The organism is Capnocytophaga sp. H4358 (assembly GCF_002302515.1).
GTDB lineage: Bacteria > Bacteroidota > Bacteroidia > Flavobacteriales > Flavobacteriaceae > Capnocytophaga > Capnocytophaga canis.
On the sequence record NZ_CP022380.1, the window covers coordinates 2,511,188 to 2,525,391 of the forward strand.

Here is a 14,204-nt window from a genome sequence, read left to right on the forward strand (position 1 = left end):
AATTTGTAGTATGTTCTATGAATTTAATAATAGTGTTTCACTAAAAATTATAGAGTATGAAAAAATTATCAACTATTATTGTATTGTTTGTTACCCTATTGCTCAGTTCGTGTGCAATGGTTCAGGTTGCGACTGATTATGATCGACAAGCCAACTTTTCGGAGTATAAGACTTTCGGTTTTTTCAAAGAAGGTATTGACAAAGTTCCGATTTCTGATTTGGACAAACGTCGCATTTTACGAGCTATTGAACACAATTTGACTACAAAAGGGATGCAAACTTCTGAAAACCCCGATGTGCTTGTCAATATTTTTACGCAAGAACGTGAAAATATTAATGTGTATAACAACAATCCCTACTATTGGGGATGGGGAGTGGGATATGGCCCTTTTTGGGGACATTCAAATTACAGCGTAAGTACCAATGCTGAAGGAACTCTTTTTATTGAAATCATTGATGCTAAGAAAAAAGAACTGATTTGGCAAGGGAAAGGTTTAGGATATATTCCTCGAAATATGAATGCTAAAGAGAAAGCTATCACTAGATTTGTAGATAAAATTTTAGAGAAATATCCTCCAAAATAGCTAAAATACTTTGAAGAAAGCTGTCCCAAAAGTTGTTTTTACTAACCGGCAACCCGCAATGGTAATTCTGACTTTTTAAAGTCTATAATTTAGAGTATCTTTTGCAGATTCAGGGAAAAAATTAGTTCAACTTTTGGGATGGTTTTCTTTTGACAGAGGCAGACGTACCACAAAAATCAAAACTTTCAAAATGCAAAAAAGGCTATTCGGTTTGGTAGGAAGAAACATATCCTACTCATTTTCACGAAAATATTTCAATGAAAAATTCCATAAAGAACATATCTCAGATGCTCAGTATGTAAACTTTGACATACAAACCATTGCAGAATTACCGCAAAAGTTGGCTGAAAATCCGAATATTAAGGGATTAAATGTTACCATTCCTTACAAAAAAGAAATAATATCGCTACTCACCAAATTGGACGAAACTGCCGAAGCTATTGGTGCGGTAAATACAATCAAATTCACAGATAGTGATATCATCGGATATAATACAGATTATGTGGGTTTTATGGAATCCATACGCCCCTTATTGAAAGAACACCACCAAAAAGCCTTAATTTTAGGCACAGGTGGAGCATCAAGTGCAATAGCACATGCATTCAAGATGTTGGGAATTTCATTCAAGTTTGTGTCAAGAAATCCAAAAATGGGACAGTATACATATGCCGATCTTGGAGCAGATATTTTATCAGAATACAAAATCATCGTCAATTGTACACCTTTAGGAACTTTTCCGAATGTGAACGACAGCCCTCCTATTCCTTATCACTTTATCACATCGGAACATTTGTTGTACGATTTAATATATAATCCATCAAAAACAGCCTTTCTACAGGAAGGAGAAAATAAAAACGCTACCATAATTAATGGGTTGAGAATGTTGGAGTTACAAGCTGAAAAAGCTTGGGAAATTTGGAATAAATAATACTTAGAAAATGGAATTTACGTATTCATTATCAGAAATAGACGAAACAGCGAAAAAAATACTACCTCTATTAACTTTTAAAATAGTTGTTTTTCAAGGGAGTATGGGAATGGGAAAGACAACTTTTATCAAAGCCTTGGTAAAAAACTTAGGAATTGATAACATCACAGCAAGTCCTACATTTGGTTTGGTAAACCATTACGAAGGCTCAGAAAATGTGGTTTTTCACTTCGATTTTTACCGAATTGAACATCAAGAAGAGGCTTTTGACATTGGTTTTGAGGAGTATCTGTACTCGGGGAATTGGTGTTTTATTGAGTGGGCGGAGCGTGTAAGTTCGTATATTCCCGATAAACACGCTGTTTTATCCTTTGAATGGATTGATGAAAATACAAGAAAAGTTAGAGTAGCGTGATTTACCTTTTTACTCTGCAAGAATACATAAAAAAAAAGAAATAATTTATCTTTATTCTAAATAAAATTGTATATTTGCACCTAAAATAACATATTAATTATACTATAATGAAAAGAATTTTTTTATCAATTATTTTAGCAGGAACAGTTCTATTTACGGCTTGTAAAAAAGACAATGAAAAAACAGAACCTGAGATTGAAAAAACAGAACCTGTAGGAGAAGTTAAAACAGTTACTAATCTAAATGTAACAGAAACAAATGCTACTTCTTTTGTGTATTTTTCGTTTGACAAAAATAAAGAGGTGATAGTAAAGGACCCTGAGACTAATAACGAATGGGACATTGCTTTTAATCAATATGATGTTAAAACACGAGGAACTTTAAAAACAGAACAAAAGGTTTTTGAAGAAGTTAAAGAGGCTCCTACTGCAGGGTATATACCTGACATTCAACGTACTACCTTTGTTGAAAGATCTGTTGATCAAAATGTTAGTTCACCAGTTTTATCTTTAGGGTATTCAGATGGATTTTGGAGATTTATCGAAAGTAAAGGTATTGTAGCTAAGATTCCAGAGGCTATTCGTGAAACAGTGAAAACAAAGTTAATCCACGATAATGGACCTTTTACCTTTGGATATGGTGCAGGAGTGCCTGTTTTTACTCCCAATAATTGGGTTTATGTAGTGAAAACTGCTACAGGAAAATATGCGAAAATTCAAATTACAAGCTATACAAACGATAAAAATGCCCCTTATTATATTTCTTTTAAATACCAAGTAAGTAATAAAGAAGGGAAATTTTAACAATTAAAGACGATGCGCATGAATTGCTACACCAATAACAGTGTAGCAATTCTGTATTATTTATATACCATAAAACCATGTTTCGAGTTTTTTTCTCTTTGATTTTCTTAATGCTGGTGGCTAATGCCTTCGGCCAGAATGATAGTTCTAAGAAAGAAGAAAAAGCTATTGAACTTGAGGAAGTTACGGTTATAGCAACACGAAGTGAAAAAAAGCTAAAAAACGTTCCTATTGTAGTTCAACTACTGACGAAGGAAGATATTTATAAATCACAATCTACTGACTTTCAAAGTTTTTTAGAAAACGAATTTTCAGGAATCAATTTTACGTATGATGGAGGTCGCCCGAACATCAATATGATGGGTTTTAGTGGAAAGTATGTCCTCTTTTTGATTGACGGCGAACGTGTTGCAGGAGAAACTTTTGAAAATATTGATTACGAACGAATTGACTTAGACAACATTGAGCGAATTGAAATTATCAAAGGTGCTTCATCTTCGCTTTATGGCTCCAACGCTATTGGTGGAGTTATCAACATTATTACAAAAAATGCTCAGAAATCATTCGATGTTAGTTCAAGTTATCTATATGATACCAATATTGACCACAGAGCCAATCTTTCCATAGGAAGTAAACAAAAATGGGGAAGTCTTCAAATAGGGTCATTCTACAAAATGCGAGAACCGTACTTGCTGAAAGATACCGAACAACGAAAAATTTTTTATACTGACGGGAGAGTTAAAGAGTTGCCTCATGACTACTTGCATATTGCTGGATTTACAAACTATGGAATAAATCCAAAGTTAAACTTTCAAATTTCTCCAAAGTGGGACTTAGAACTCAAACCTGCCTATTATTTTAGTGAACGAAATGATGGGACTGAAAATGCTAAAAAAGTACTTGAACGTTATTACAACTATGCTTTATCACTCAAATCCACTTATGAACTATCTCAAAATGAATCGATTAAACTTACAGGAAGTTTTGATCGTTATAGTAAATTCAACTACTATCGCCTTTTAAATGAGCAGGAAAAAAACTATGAAAACACTCTAAAACGTGTCTCTACGCAATATAACAATCTAATTTCTAGAAAACATACGCTTGTTGCAGGAGCTGAAGTTCTTGTGGATGAATTGATTAGTCTGCGTTTTAACGAGAAAGGTACGGAAGCTAGTAAAGACAGCAAAAACTATACACTTTTTGCTCAACAAGATTGGATTTTGTCTGATCGCTTCACTCTCGTGGCAGGAGTTCGGATGGACTATCATTCTCTATTTCAGGAACATTTCACGTTCCGTTTGTCGGGAATGTACACTATAGATGAATTTACTTTACGAGGTGGATATTCCAGTGGATTTCGTTCTCCTACGATTAAAGAGCTCTATACCAATTGGTTCCATCCTTGGGGTGGAGGATTTCAAATTAAAGGGAACGAAACCCTTAAACCAGAATTAAGCGATAATTTCAATTTTTCAGTAGATTACAGTACTAAAAAACTGAATATCACAGCTATAACTCAATATTCCGTAGTGACAGATAAAATCGATTTCGTATGGTCAGATTCACATAGCTCAATTGACTATACCAATTTCAAAGGTGCTACACGAATTATAAGCTCAGAGTTTTCGGTAGCGTATCGATTGAACAAATTCTTTCGATTGAAGAGTTCCTATGCTTTTTATGATATCGAAAAACGTCTTTCCGACCATCGACCACATACATTTACCCTCAAAGGAGAATATTCGCCCTCTGACAGTCTGAAATACATTCCTAGCCTGATAATCAGCGGAAAATATGTGAGTTCAACTACTCTTTTTTCTAGTGAAGAAAGAAATACTTTTGAAGAGTATTATTCGGTTTATGAGCCTTATTGGATTTGGCGATTGCAAACTTCCATGAAACTGCCTTTGGGTTTTGTGCTAAATGCAGGTGTTAATAATCTTTTAAATTACAAAGCTAACACCGTTGGATTTTATTCATCTATCAGTCCAGGACGAACGTTTTATATAGGAGTGAAATATAGTTACTGATAGCCCATTTCTTAAATTTTTAAAGTAAAATACAGCAGATTTGTACTTTTAGCTATCATTTTTCGGTCGTATTTTCCAAAGTATTGATTAGGTATACCCAAAATTGATGTAAAAAAAAGGTAATTTCAAAGGCTTTAAATGATTTTCAAGTCTCTTTGAAAAACAAGTTTTTCTGACAGTTCTACAAATTCTGTACTTTAAATTCCTGTTATTTTCTCCAATATGAGTAGTGTGTTTTTACCAATTTTATGATTATCTTCTTCAAAAACAGAAATAAAAGCCTCCCAATTATCGGTGCAAATTTGTCCAAAACTTATGCCTAATCTTTTCAATTTTTCACGAAGTTTTCGAACTGTTTTCTTGTTTCGATTACCTATTGACATACTACAATTTCCTTTTTAATGCTAACTTATTCGATTTCAGCAATATCTCGTATACCTGCTTTTCTTACCAAAGGAATCAAAATATTTTAGTAAATTATTGATAAACAACCTTTATAGGTCAAATTATGGTCGGCGATGAATTGGCGATGACAACCCTTGCAAAGATAATTTTACTTTCCTTAAGAAATTTTTCCGTTTTTTACTATCTTTGTACTTTAACAATCGGGACAATACAGTATAATTCTTATTTGTGTTCAATAAAATTACTACATTTCCTTGATTGTCAATTTTTTATATCATCATAATTTTTATAACACGACCATTATTTTGTTCTCAGAAGAAACTTGGGTTCAGAATTGCAAGGGTCTCTTGTGGTTGCAATGATAGGTACAATGATGATGGGAACATTGGTAAGTTTGTTTATTATTCTGTTAATTTATTGGTTGATTTATAGGGGAAAATAGGATTTTAAAAACGAATCATATGAAAACAACACAAATTTTAATCGGAATGGTTATGTTGTTGATAGCGTGTTCCGAAAGTAAAACACAATCCAATCAAGGTACAAAAAGTGCTTCTTCCTTAGAAAAAATAATTGACTTAGAAAAAGCCATTGAAAACCCTATAGAGCCACTGAATTTAAGCGATTTTGTAGAGGATATAGAATATATTCGTCCGGAATATCCCGCTTCGCTGGTAGATATCATTTTTGATGTAGCATTGAATGAAAATTATCTCTTACTACAAGTTCGAGAACGACTTTTATGTTATTCCCGAGATGGAAAATTTCTACGAGAAATAGGTAAAAATGGACAAGGACCCAAAGAATACTTAGGTATTCGAGCTTCTTCACTACACGACAGCCTTGTTGCCATTCATAGCAATTGGACACGAAAGATTTTGTGGTATAACACTGATGGTGAATACCTAAAAGAGACCCCCGTTGCAGATGGAATTTTAAATATTGATGTTTTAAATAATGATAGAATTGTAATACATCACTTTCCACACACAACTCCAATAGATGATCCTAATCTTTGTATCGTAGGAATCATTGACAGCAAAGGAGATACCATTCAATTGAAAAAATCAAAACCGTATTATTCAAAAGGACAAACCTTACAACAAAGTATATGGAAGTATAATGATATGGTTCGTGTATTGAGTTGTATAAATGACACTGTATATTCCGTTTCAAAGGACGAAATTTTACCCACTTATGTTGTTAATTTTGGAAAATACAAAGTAAGTCAAGAATTTTTTTCTGATATGCACTCGAGTCCATCAGAAAAAAGCGAGAAAGGAAGAAAATTTATTCGACATCTTTCCTTTTCAGAAATGTTTGACAAGATACTGATAACATTCATATACGACAAAAAAAATTGGTACGGAGTCCACAGCAAACAATCGGGGGAAACTTCGGTATGGAGCGTGAAGCCTGACAGCATCAATAAATACGGATTTTTAAAAGGTGGTGGCTGGGTAAATGATGTTGACGGAGGTTATTCGGTTACGTATTTGAAATCTAATTCTGATGGTTATTTTATTAGAATTGTTCCACCCGATGAATTAAAAGCTCGGTTTTTAGAAAATAAAGAACGTATCGAGGTAAAATATCCTGAAAAACAAAAAAAATTAGAGCAACTTATCAATTCGTTAGATGATGATGAGAATCCTGTGATAGTTGTTTATAAATTGAAAAAATGAATTGAGTTCAGTACTTAATTGCATATATTTTTCAATGGTTCAACACTGATTTTTCAGCATTTTGACCGCTTTTCATCGGTATTGGAGATTTGGAGTTAAGAAAATCAACGAATAAAGCGTGAAAATTTTCCATTGTTCGAATCGACCGCAGGAAGTAAGTTTGGAAAATTTGTCGGAAGCCGACTGCTTATTTTTTAATGCCCGTGCGGCTCGCACTTTTGGTTCTCCGTCACCTAAGGAAAAGGACTTTGTATGAAAATAAATAATGAACTCAATAAAAATATTTCATAAAAGTATCAATTCTTTATGAAGTTAGGTCAAGCCATGAAAATTATAAACTTTTAATCCGTTTATTTGAATCACTTTTTCATCTTGAAAGTTGGTAAAAAAACATAAAGTTACCCGTTGTTTCTATGTAGTTCAAATTATAATAGTTCAAAGTATTATTTTATACGTTAAGCTTATTAAATACGACTTATTGACTCTTTTCAATGATATTCATTTCAATCTGAGCTAAACTTTCATCTATTGAAAAGTTATCCGAAGCGATAATGAAATGAGCTTGATTGTAAAACATATTTCGCTCAAAAATATGTTTTCGTATAAAATCTTCCAAATTCTCATCATCGATATCAGCTATCAAAGGACGATTTCTTTTTTCGCATTTCAAACGTTCTGCTAACTTTTTAGGACTATATCGAAGGTAAAACACATAAGGCGAATGTTCCAAAATTAAATTCATATTATTTCCAAAGCAAGGCGTTCCTCCTCCCAAAGCCAATACGAAGTCATTTTCTGATTGTAGTAAATTTTTTAGGTAGTCATGTTCTAATTTTCGGAAGTAAATCTCACCTTTTTCTTTAAATATTTCTTTGATTTCTTTATTTTCTTTTGATTCGATATAAGAGTCTAAATCAATGAATGGAAGATTTCTTCTCTCAGCCAGAATTTTTCCAAGTGTAGATTTACCACTACCCATGTATCCAAGTAAAATTATTTTCATTTTTAAATGTTTTATTTTCAGATAGTTGTGAAAAAAGTTTATTTTTGTCTGCAAATTTACTTTATTTTTTCTTGCAATCTAAAAAAAATGTTATATATTTGCACCCGCATTGAAGAAATAGTTAAAGGAGACTTGGTAGCTCAGTTGGTAGAGCACAACACTTTTAATGTTGGGGTCCTGGGTTCGAGCCCCAGCCAGGTCACAAGGGTTATACAATTTATTTTTTTTGATTTTGAGGACTTGGTAGCTCAGTTGGTAGAGCACAACACTTTTAATGTTGGGGTCCTGGGTTCGAGCCCCAGCCAGGTCACAGAAAAAAGTTAAGTTTAGGCTTAACTTTTTTTGTATGTTACCTTGCCTACGTGGAGAAATTGGTAGACTCGCCATCTTGAGGGGGTGGTGCTGCAAGGCGTGCTGGTTCGAATCCAGTCGTAGGCACAATTGTAAAAAACCGTCCGATTAGGGCGGTTTTTCCTTTTATATGCAATAAACAGAGCTTCGCTTTCAATTTGCGTTTCTGAAAAAAAATCAAGAAAATTTACCATAAATGTTAAAAGCATCTTATAAAAAATATACTTTACAGTTTAAACGTCCTTCAGGAACTTCAAGAGGAATTCTTACCCAAAAAGAAACCTATTTTCTCTTTATCTCTAATGGAGAAAAAAAAGGAGTAGGAGAATGTGGCTTACTCAAAGGTCTTAGCGTTGACGATCGTCCTGACTATGAACAGAAATTACAGTGGGTATGTGAAAACATTCATTTAGGAAAGGAGCAACTACTCACGCAATTAATAGAATTCCCCTCTATTCAATTTGGAGTGGAACAGGCGTTTCTATCTGTAGAATCAAAGAATTGGTATCAACTATATCCCTCTGAGTTTACGATAGGGAAGGATCTTATACCGATTAATGGTTTGATATGGATGGGAACTGCTGATTTTATGAAATCTCAAATCAGAGAAAAGATTCAACAAGGGTTTAGGTGTATAAAAATGAAAATTGGTGCAATTGATTTTGAGCAAGAATATCAGATATTGAAGAGATTGCGTACTGAATTTCCAGTTGAAGATATTGAAATTCGAGTTGATGCTAATGGAGCTTTTTCTCCTCAAGATGCTCTTGAAAAATTAAAGCAATTAGCGGATTTAGAATTGCATTCCATTGAACAGCCTATCAAAGCAAAACAGAGCGAGATAATGGCGAAATTATGTGAACAAACTCCTCTGCCGATTGCTTTGGATGAAGAACTTATTGGAGTTTTTGGATATGAATCAAGAAAGCAGCTTTTGGAGCAGATTAATCCACAATATATTATCTTAAAACCTTCATTAGTTGGAGGTTATAAATCATCTGAGGAATGGATTCGTCTTTCCAATGAATGTAAAATAGGCTGGTGGATTACCAGTGCTTTGGAAAGTAATATTGGGCTTAATGCTATTGCTCAATGGACATATACTTTAAATACTGAAATGCCACAGGGGTTGGGTACAGGAGCGTTATATACCAATAATATATCATCTCCTCTCTTTGTTTCGAGAGGATTTTTAGGGTATGATCCAGAGCGAAGTTGGGAAGTTAATATCTTGTAAAAAAGGTGTTTATAAAATAAAATAGAGAATGTAGATAAAAATCTAAAAGAAATATTAAAATTTCTATCTTAAAAACGTTTGTTATTTCAAAAAAAATATAGTACCTTTGAAGTCTGTTAATAAAATATTAAAACATTATGAATATTCCATCAGAATTAAAGTACACTAAAGACCATGAGTGGGTTCGTGTTGAAGGTGATTTAGCCGTTGTAGGTATTACAGATTTTGCTCAAAAAGAGTTGGGCGACATCGTTTACGTAGAAGTTGAAACAGAAGGCGAAACTCTTGATAAAGAGGAAGTTTTTGGAACTGTTGAAGCTGTAAAAACAGTATCTGATTTGTTTTTACCAGTCAGTGGGGAAATCGTTTCTTTTAACGAAGTTTTGGAACAATCACCAGAGAAAGTAAACACAGACCCTTACGGAGATGGTTGGATGATTAAGGTGAAGTTCAGCGATGCTTCTGAATTAGATGAACTTATGTCTGCTGACGATTATAAAGAGTTGATAGGTGCTTAATAAAAAGACGTTTGGCATTTTGTTGCTAATTTGGGTGATTGTTATTCTGGTTTTGAGTCTAATGCCTCCAAAGAATGTAGATGAATTACCGAAAATTCCTCATTTGGATAAAGTTGCTCATTTCGTATTTTATTTTATATTTACAATACTGTTTTTTTTGACATTTCAAAATAATAAAGAAAATGTTAAAAAAGTAGCTAATATTTACATTTTATCATTTGTTGTTGCTTTTTCGTTAGGAATTTGTATCGAATGGTTGCAAAATACTATAACACAAGACAGAAGTGGAGATTTATTTGATGTTTTATTCAATACTTTTGGCACAGTTGTTGCTCTAATCGGTATGAAGTACATTAATAAAAAGCTTTTAATTAATGTTAAATAAATGTTTAATTACCTTTTAAAAAGATTTAAGTTATGCAACCAAAAAAGAATCCAAAAGCAGACTTGACTAAAAGTAGTGGATTGTTTTTTGCTATTGGTTTTGCTTTAATTTCTGCGTTGTCCTATGCAGGATTTGAAATGAAATCGTATGACAGAAAAGAACACGAAAGTCGTTTGTCTGACTTAGACAATTCAAATCTTGATGAAGATCAGGAAGAATTCGCAATGGAGGAGTTTACACCTCCGCCACCACCACCGCCACCGCCACCAGTTGTGGAAGACGTAAAAGTGGTTGAGAATGAAGAACAGATTGAAGAAACTATTATTAGTTCAACTGAAACAACCAAGGAAGAAGTGGTTGCCAAAGTAGAAGAAATTGAAGTAGTTGAGGAACCTGATGAGGAAATAGATGTACCGTTTACCATCATTGAAGACAAGCCTATGTTTGAAGGGTGTGAGAAGTTGAAAACTAAAAAAGAACAAGAAGATTGCTTCAAGTCATCGTTGGATAAACACGTAAAACGAAACTTCCAATACCCTCAATCAGCACAGGAGATGAACATTCAAGGGAAAGTAACGGTAACGTTCCGTATCAACAAAGATGGTACTGTATCTGTTGTGGGAACCCGAGGCCCTGATAAATCGTTGGAAGCTGAAGCTCGTAGAATCATTGAAAAACTACCTAAGTTAATTCCAGGTAAACAACGTGGAAGACCAGCAGCGGTAGTGTACCAATATCCTATCAACTTCAAATTGGCGAATCAATAAAAGAAATTTAAGTAAGAGTCCGATTTTCGGACTCTTTTTTTGTGCTTTGCTTCGATTTACGTATCTTTGCAGAATATAAATTATCACTGATAATGATTACAGAAAAGAAGAAATTTAAAATAGGGTGGGGGACAGGTATTGTTATTGCGTTTGCATTTTTTATTACGTTTATCATGTACTTTGTTCTCAATATGTCTATAAACAAAAAATATGATCACGATTTTGTTACTGAGGATTACTACAAAAAAGAATTAGCTTTCCAGAATATGATGGAAAAAGCAAAAAAAACTGCTTCAGAACAAATGGGAGTAGGTATTCAGAGTTCAGAGGCAGGTGTTACATTGACATTTCCACAAAAAACTACTGATGCTATTGTTGGAACTGTATATTTTTACAGACCTTCGGATCAAAAAAGAGATTTCAGAATACCATTGCAAATTAAAGATAATCAAATGCTTGTACCTATGAATGTGCTTTCAAAGGGGCGTTGGGTAGTAGAAGTTAACTATCAGTTTGATAATCAGGATTATATATCCACAGAAAAAATAGACATCAAATAGAAATGCTTTATACAGCACTTATTTTAGGACTTTTAGGAAGTTTTCACTGTGTAGGAATGTGTGGGCCTTTGACCTTACTACTGCCTTTGAGACATGATAATCCTTTCAAAAAGGCTATTCAAGTGGCTACCTATCACATAGGTAAAACGTTGACTTACGTGCTATTGGGAGTGCTTTTCGGAGTTTTAGGTAAAGGTTTATTCGTTAGAGAGTATCAACAACAATTATCTATTATTATAGGAGTACTGATGATAGTTGTGGTTGTGCTTTCTTTGGTAAAAATTCGCTTAAACGTATTTACGAAGCCTATTTATTTTTTAATAGGATTTGTCAAACGGGCTTTAGGACAGCAACTTCGTTATAAAACAGCTTTTTCCGTTTTTCTCATTGGTTTTTTTAATGGTTTTCTTCCATGCGGATTGGTGTATATGGCGTTGTTTGGTGCTTTAGCTGAAACCGGCATAACAAATTCTGCAATGTATATGCTTTTTTTTGGATTGGGAACAGTTCCTTTACTAACGGCAACCATTTATTTAGGTAATTTTTTAAAAACAAAAACGAAAATCTATATCCAAAAGATTATACCTTTTTTTATTATCCTTATCGGAGCATTGTTTATTTTACGAGGATTGGGGTTGGGGATCCCTTATTTATCTCCATCTAATATGAACTTGATGATTAAAGCTGATCCTGATTGTCAAGTACGCATGTACCGGTAATTGTACTTTAAGCAAACGGGATATAAAAACTTTTTGCATTAAAAATTTGTCATTATATAAATAAATTCTACCTTTGCACCATCATTAACAAGAGGAAAAATTTGGACTGATTGCAACCTCTTTTTGGAACTTCCGAAAAAATGCTAAAACAGTGACTTATACTATCTTACATAAGGATATTCTATCCAAAAACAAGGCAATTTCCAAAGTTATCCTTTCTAAATTCTATTAAGAAATGGGGTATTTATTTACATCGGAGTCCGTGTCAGAAGGACATCCTGACAAAGTCGCTGATCAAATCAGTGATGCTCTAATTGACAATTTTTTAGCTTTTGATCCAAGTTCAAAAGTGGCGTGTGAAACCTTAGTAACTACTGGACAAGTGGTATTGGCAGGGGAAGTTAAGTCGGATATTTATATTGATGTTCAACAAATTACACGCAATGTTATCAAGAAAATAGGCTACACCAAAAGTGAATATATGTTTGAGGCGAATTCGTGTGGTATTCTTTCAGCAATTCACGAGCAATCACCTGATATTAATCAAGGTGTGGAACGAGCAAAACCCGAAGAGCAAGGAGCAGGTGACCAAGGGATGATGTTCGGATATGCGGTAAACGAAACGGAAAATTACATGCCGTTAGCATTGGATTTATCACATACGCTTTTGAGAGAATTGGCTGATTTAAGACGTGAAAATAAGGAAATTACCTATCTACGACCTGATGCAAAAAGTCAAGTTACATTGGAGTATAGTGATGATAACAAGCCTGTACGAATCAATACTATCGTGATTTCGACTCAACATGATGATTTTGCTTCAGAGGCTGAAATGCTACAAAAAATTAAACACGATATTATTACTATTCTAATTCCGAGGGTAATAAAAAAATATCCGCAGTACGCCCCATTTTTTGATGATAATATTATTTATCACATCAATCCAACAGGAATTTTTGTTATTGGAGGGCCTCATGGCGATACAGGGCTGACGGGACGAAAAATCATTGTTGACACTTATGGAGGTAAAGGAGCTCATGGAGGAGGAGCTTTCTCAGGTAAAGATCCAAGTAAAGTGGACAGAAGTGCAGCGTATGCTATGCGACATATTGCAAAAAACATGGTAGCTGCAGGTATAACAGATGAAATTTTGGTTCAAGTAAGTTATGCTATAGGAGTCGCAGAACCAACTGGGGTATATGTCAACACCTATGGTACGTCAAAGGTAAACCTAACTGATGGAGAGATTGCAAAAAAAATACAGCAAATTTTTAGCCTTCGTCCATACGATATTGAGCAGCGATTGAAATTGAGAAATCCAATCTATAGTGAAACAGCTGCTTACGGGCATATGGGACGAGTGCCACAGATTGTTACAAAAGAGTTTTCTTCTCCTTATAATGCTACTAAAACTGTTGAGGTTGAGTTGTTTACTTGGGAAAAGTTGGATTTTATCGATAAAATTAAAGAGGCTTTCGGAGTGTAAAAACTCAAATAATGTCTGAAGAGTTTAAATATAAAAATCATGATCGCACTGTTTTGGTTAGTAAAATAAAATCTGCAAGATAATAAGTGCTTATTTTATTAAAGGGGTAGTGATTAAGTAAAACTCTTCAGACAGTTTTATTTCAGGTAGTACTTTTGGCTTTTGGTTAGCATAGAAAATTATTAAGGGTATTCCTTAATTTTTTGAGTCTCATATTTATTTTTTTGAGTTCAGTACTTAATTGAATATACTTTTTAATGGTTCAACACAGATTTTTCAGTATTTTGACCGCTTTTCATTGGCATTGGAGATTTAGCTTTAAGAA

At 33.8% G+C, this 14,204-nt stretch carries 15 protein-coding genes and 3 tRNA genes; 16 read left to right on the plus strand and 2 right to left on the minus strand.

Annotated features, from left to right (window positions below; genetic code table 11):
* Nucleotides 1-56: 56 nt before the first annotated feature.
* The 5 genes from CGC49_RS10570 to CGC49_RS10590 all read left to right on the plus strand — a co-directional run bounded on the left by CGC49_RS10570 (nt 57) and on the right by CGC49_RS10590 (nt 4,763).
* Nucleotides 57-584, plus strand: coding sequence for a DUF4136 domain-containing protein (locus tag CGC49_RS10570; RefSeq protein WP_095894343.1), 528 nt, complete (start codon nt 57-59; stop codon nt 582-584).
* Between the two features lie 190 nt (nt 585-774).
* Nucleotides 775-1,512, plus strand: a complete 738-nt coding sequence (locus CGC49_RS10575; RefSeq protein WP_095912760.1) for a shikimate dehydrogenase — start codon at nt 775-777, stop codon at nt 1,510-1,512.
* A gap of 10 nt (nt 1,513-1,522) precedes the next feature.
* The gene (gene tsaE, locus CGC49_RS10580) at nt 1,523-1,927 is read left to right on the plus strand and encodes a tRNA (adenosine(37)-N6)-threonylcarbamoyltransferase complex ATPase subunit type 1 TsaE (protein ID WP_095912591.1); all 405 of its coding nucleotides are present in this window, start codon (nt 1,523-1,525) and stop codon (nt 1,925-1,927) included.
* Between the two features lie 107 nt (nt 1,928-2,034).
* Entirely contained in the window at nt 2,035-2,730 is a 696-nt protein-coding gene (locus tag CGC49_RS10585; RefSeq protein WP_095912592.1) for an HmuY family protein, read from the plus strand.
* A gap of 77 nt (nt 2,731-2,807) precedes the next feature.
* A complete protein-coding gene (locus CGC49_RS10590; RefSeq protein WP_095912593.1) occupies nt 2,808-4,763 on the plus strand; it encodes a TonB-dependent siderophore receptor in 1,956 nt (651 codons plus the stop codon).
* Between the two features lie 197 nt (nt 4,764-4,960).
* On the opposite strand, the gene CGC49_RS11315 is transcribed toward CGC49_RS10590, so the two are convergent.
* Entirely contained in the window at nt 4,961-5,146 is a 186-nt protein-coding gene (locus CGC49_RS11315) for a hypothetical protein (protein ID WP_232745183.1), read from the minus strand.
* Nucleotides 5,147-5,629: 483 nt separating this feature from the next.
* Between CGC49_RS11315 and CGC49_RS10600 the strand changes: the two genes are divergently transcribed.
* Nucleotides 5,630-6,853: a 6-bladed beta-propeller gene (locus CGC49_RS10600; RefSeq protein ID WP_095912594.1), complete on the plus strand. Its 1,224-nt coding sequence runs from the start codon at nt 5,630-5,632 to the stop codon at nt 6,851-6,853.
* A 475-nt stretch (nt 6,854-7,328) separates the two neighbouring features.
* Here the strand turns inward: CGC49_RS10600 and CGC49_RS10605 are convergent, their stop codons facing one another.
* Complete coding sequence (locus tag CGC49_RS10605) at nt 7,329-7,856, minus strand: shikimate kinase (protein WP_095912595.1); 528 nt, start codon at nt 7,854-7,856, stop codon at nt 7,329-7,331.
* Between the two features lie 129 nt (nt 7,857-7,985).
* Between CGC49_RS10605 and CGC49_RS10610 the strand changes: the two genes are divergently transcribed.
* The 10 genes from CGC49_RS10610 (at nt 7,986) to metK (ending at nt 13,879) form a co-directional block, all read left to right on the plus strand.
* Nucleotides 7,986-8,058, plus strand: a tRNA-Lys gene (locus tag CGC49_RS10610).
* Nucleotides 8,059-8,093: 35 nt separating this feature from the next.
* Nucleotides 8,094-8,166 (plus strand) — tRNA-Lys (locus CGC49_RS10615).
* A 46-nt stretch (nt 8,167-8,212) separates the two neighbouring features.
* Nucleotides 8,213-8,294, plus strand: a tRNA-Leu gene (locus tag CGC49_RS10620).
* A 109-nt stretch (nt 8,295-8,403) separates the two neighbouring features.
* Nucleotides 8,404-9,444, plus strand: a complete 1,041-nt coding sequence (locus CGC49_RS10625) for an o-succinylbenzoate synthase (RefSeq protein WP_095912596.1) — start codon at nt 8,404-8,406, stop codon at nt 9,442-9,444.
* 137 nt (nt 9,445-9,581) lie between these two features.
* Nucleotides 9,582-9,962 carry a glycine cleavage system protein GcvH gene (gcvH, locus tag CGC49_RS10630; protein WP_042005613.1) on the plus strand — a complete coding sequence of 127 codons (381 nt, stop codon included), beginning with the start codon at nt 9,582-9,584 and terminating at the stop codon, nt 9,960-9,962.
* The gene (locus CGC49_RS10635) at nt 9,955-10,347 is read left to right on the plus strand and encodes a VanZ family protein (RefSeq protein ID WP_042005611.1); all 393 of its coding nucleotides are present in this window, start codon (nt 9,955-9,957) and stop codon (nt 10,345-10,347) included. Before gcvH ends, CGC49_RS10635 begins: the two co-directional genes overlap by 8 nt.
* Nucleotides 10,348-10,379: 32 nt before the next feature.
* Nucleotides 10,380-11,114, plus strand: a complete 735-nt coding sequence (locus tag CGC49_RS10640; protein ID WP_042005609.1) for an energy transducer TonB — start codon at nt 10,380-10,382, stop codon at nt 11,112-11,114.
* Nucleotides 11,115-11,206: 92 nt separating this feature from the next.
* Nucleotides 11,207-11,674 carry a FixH family protein gene (locus tag CGC49_RS10645; RefSeq protein WP_095912597.1) on the plus strand — a complete coding sequence of 156 codons (468 nt, stop codon included), beginning with the start codon at nt 11,207-11,209 and terminating at the stop codon, nt 11,672-11,674.
* 2 nt (nt 11,675-11,676) lie between these two features.
* Nucleotides 11,677-12,393, plus strand: a complete 717-nt coding sequence (locus CGC49_RS10650) for a sulfite exporter TauE/SafE family protein (protein WP_095912598.1) — start codon at nt 11,677-11,679, stop codon at nt 12,391-12,393.
* Between the two features lie 235 nt (nt 12,394-12,628).
* Nucleotides 12,629-13,879 (plus strand): methionine adenosyltransferase, encoded by a 1,251-nt coding sequence (gene metK / locus CGC49_RS10655; protein WP_095912599.1) that lies wholly within the window; start codon nt 12,629-12,631, stop codon nt 13,877-13,879.
* Nucleotides 13,880-14,204 lie beyond the last annotated feature (325 nt).

Coding starts and splice junctions, on each gene's coding strand:
- CGC49_RS10570 (WP_095894343.1), top strand. CDS start 57: ATGAAAAAATTATCAACTATTATTGTATTGTTTGTTACCCTATTGCTC.
- CGC49_RS10575 (WP_095912760.1), top strand. CDS start 775: ATGCAAAAAAGGCTATTCGGTTTGGTAGGAAGAAACATATCCTACTCA.
- tsaE (WP_095912591.1), top strand. CDS start 1,523: ATGGAATTTACGTATTCATTATCAGAAATAGACGAAACAGCGAAAAAA.
- CGC49_RS10585 (WP_095912592.1), top strand. CDS start 2,035: ATGAAAAGAATTTTTTTATCAATTATTTTAGCAGGAACAGTTCTATTT.
- CGC49_RS10590 (WP_095912593.1), top strand. CDS start 2,808: ATGTTTCGAGTTTTTTTCTCTTTGATTTTCTTAATGCTGGTGGCTAAT.
- CGC49_RS11315 (WP_232745183.1), bottom strand. CDS start 5,146: ATGTCAATAGGTAATCGAAACAAGAAAACAGTTCGAAAACTTCGTGAA.
- CGC49_RS10600 (WP_095912594.1), top strand. CDS start 5,630: ATGAAAACAACACAAATTTTAATCGGAATGGTTATGTTGTTGATAGCG.
- CGC49_RS10605 (WP_095912595.1), bottom strand. CDS start 7,856: ATGAAAATAATTTTACTTGGATACATGGGTAGTGGTAAATCTACACTT.
- CGC49_RS10625 (WP_095912596.1), top strand. CDS start 8,404: ATGTTAAAAGCATCTTATAAAAAATATACTTTACAGTTTAAACGTCCT.
- gcvH (WP_042005613.1), top strand. CDS start 9,582: ATGAATATTCCATCAGAATTAAAGTACACTAAAGACCATGAGTGGGTT.
- CGC49_RS10640 (WP_042005609.1), top strand. CDS start 10,380: ATGCAACCAAAAAAGAATCCAAAAGCAGACTTGACTAAAAGTAGTGGA.
- CGC49_RS10645 (WP_095912597.1), top strand. CDS start 11,207: ATGATTACAGAAAAGAAGAAATTTAAAATAGGGTGGGGGACAGGTATT.
- CGC49_RS10650 (WP_095912598.1), top strand. CDS start 11,677: ATGCTTTATACAGCACTTATTTTAGGACTTTTAGGAAGTTTTCACTGT.
- metK (WP_095912599.1), top strand. CDS start 12,629: ATGGGGTATTTATTTACATCGGAGTCCGTGTCAGAAGGACATCCTGAC.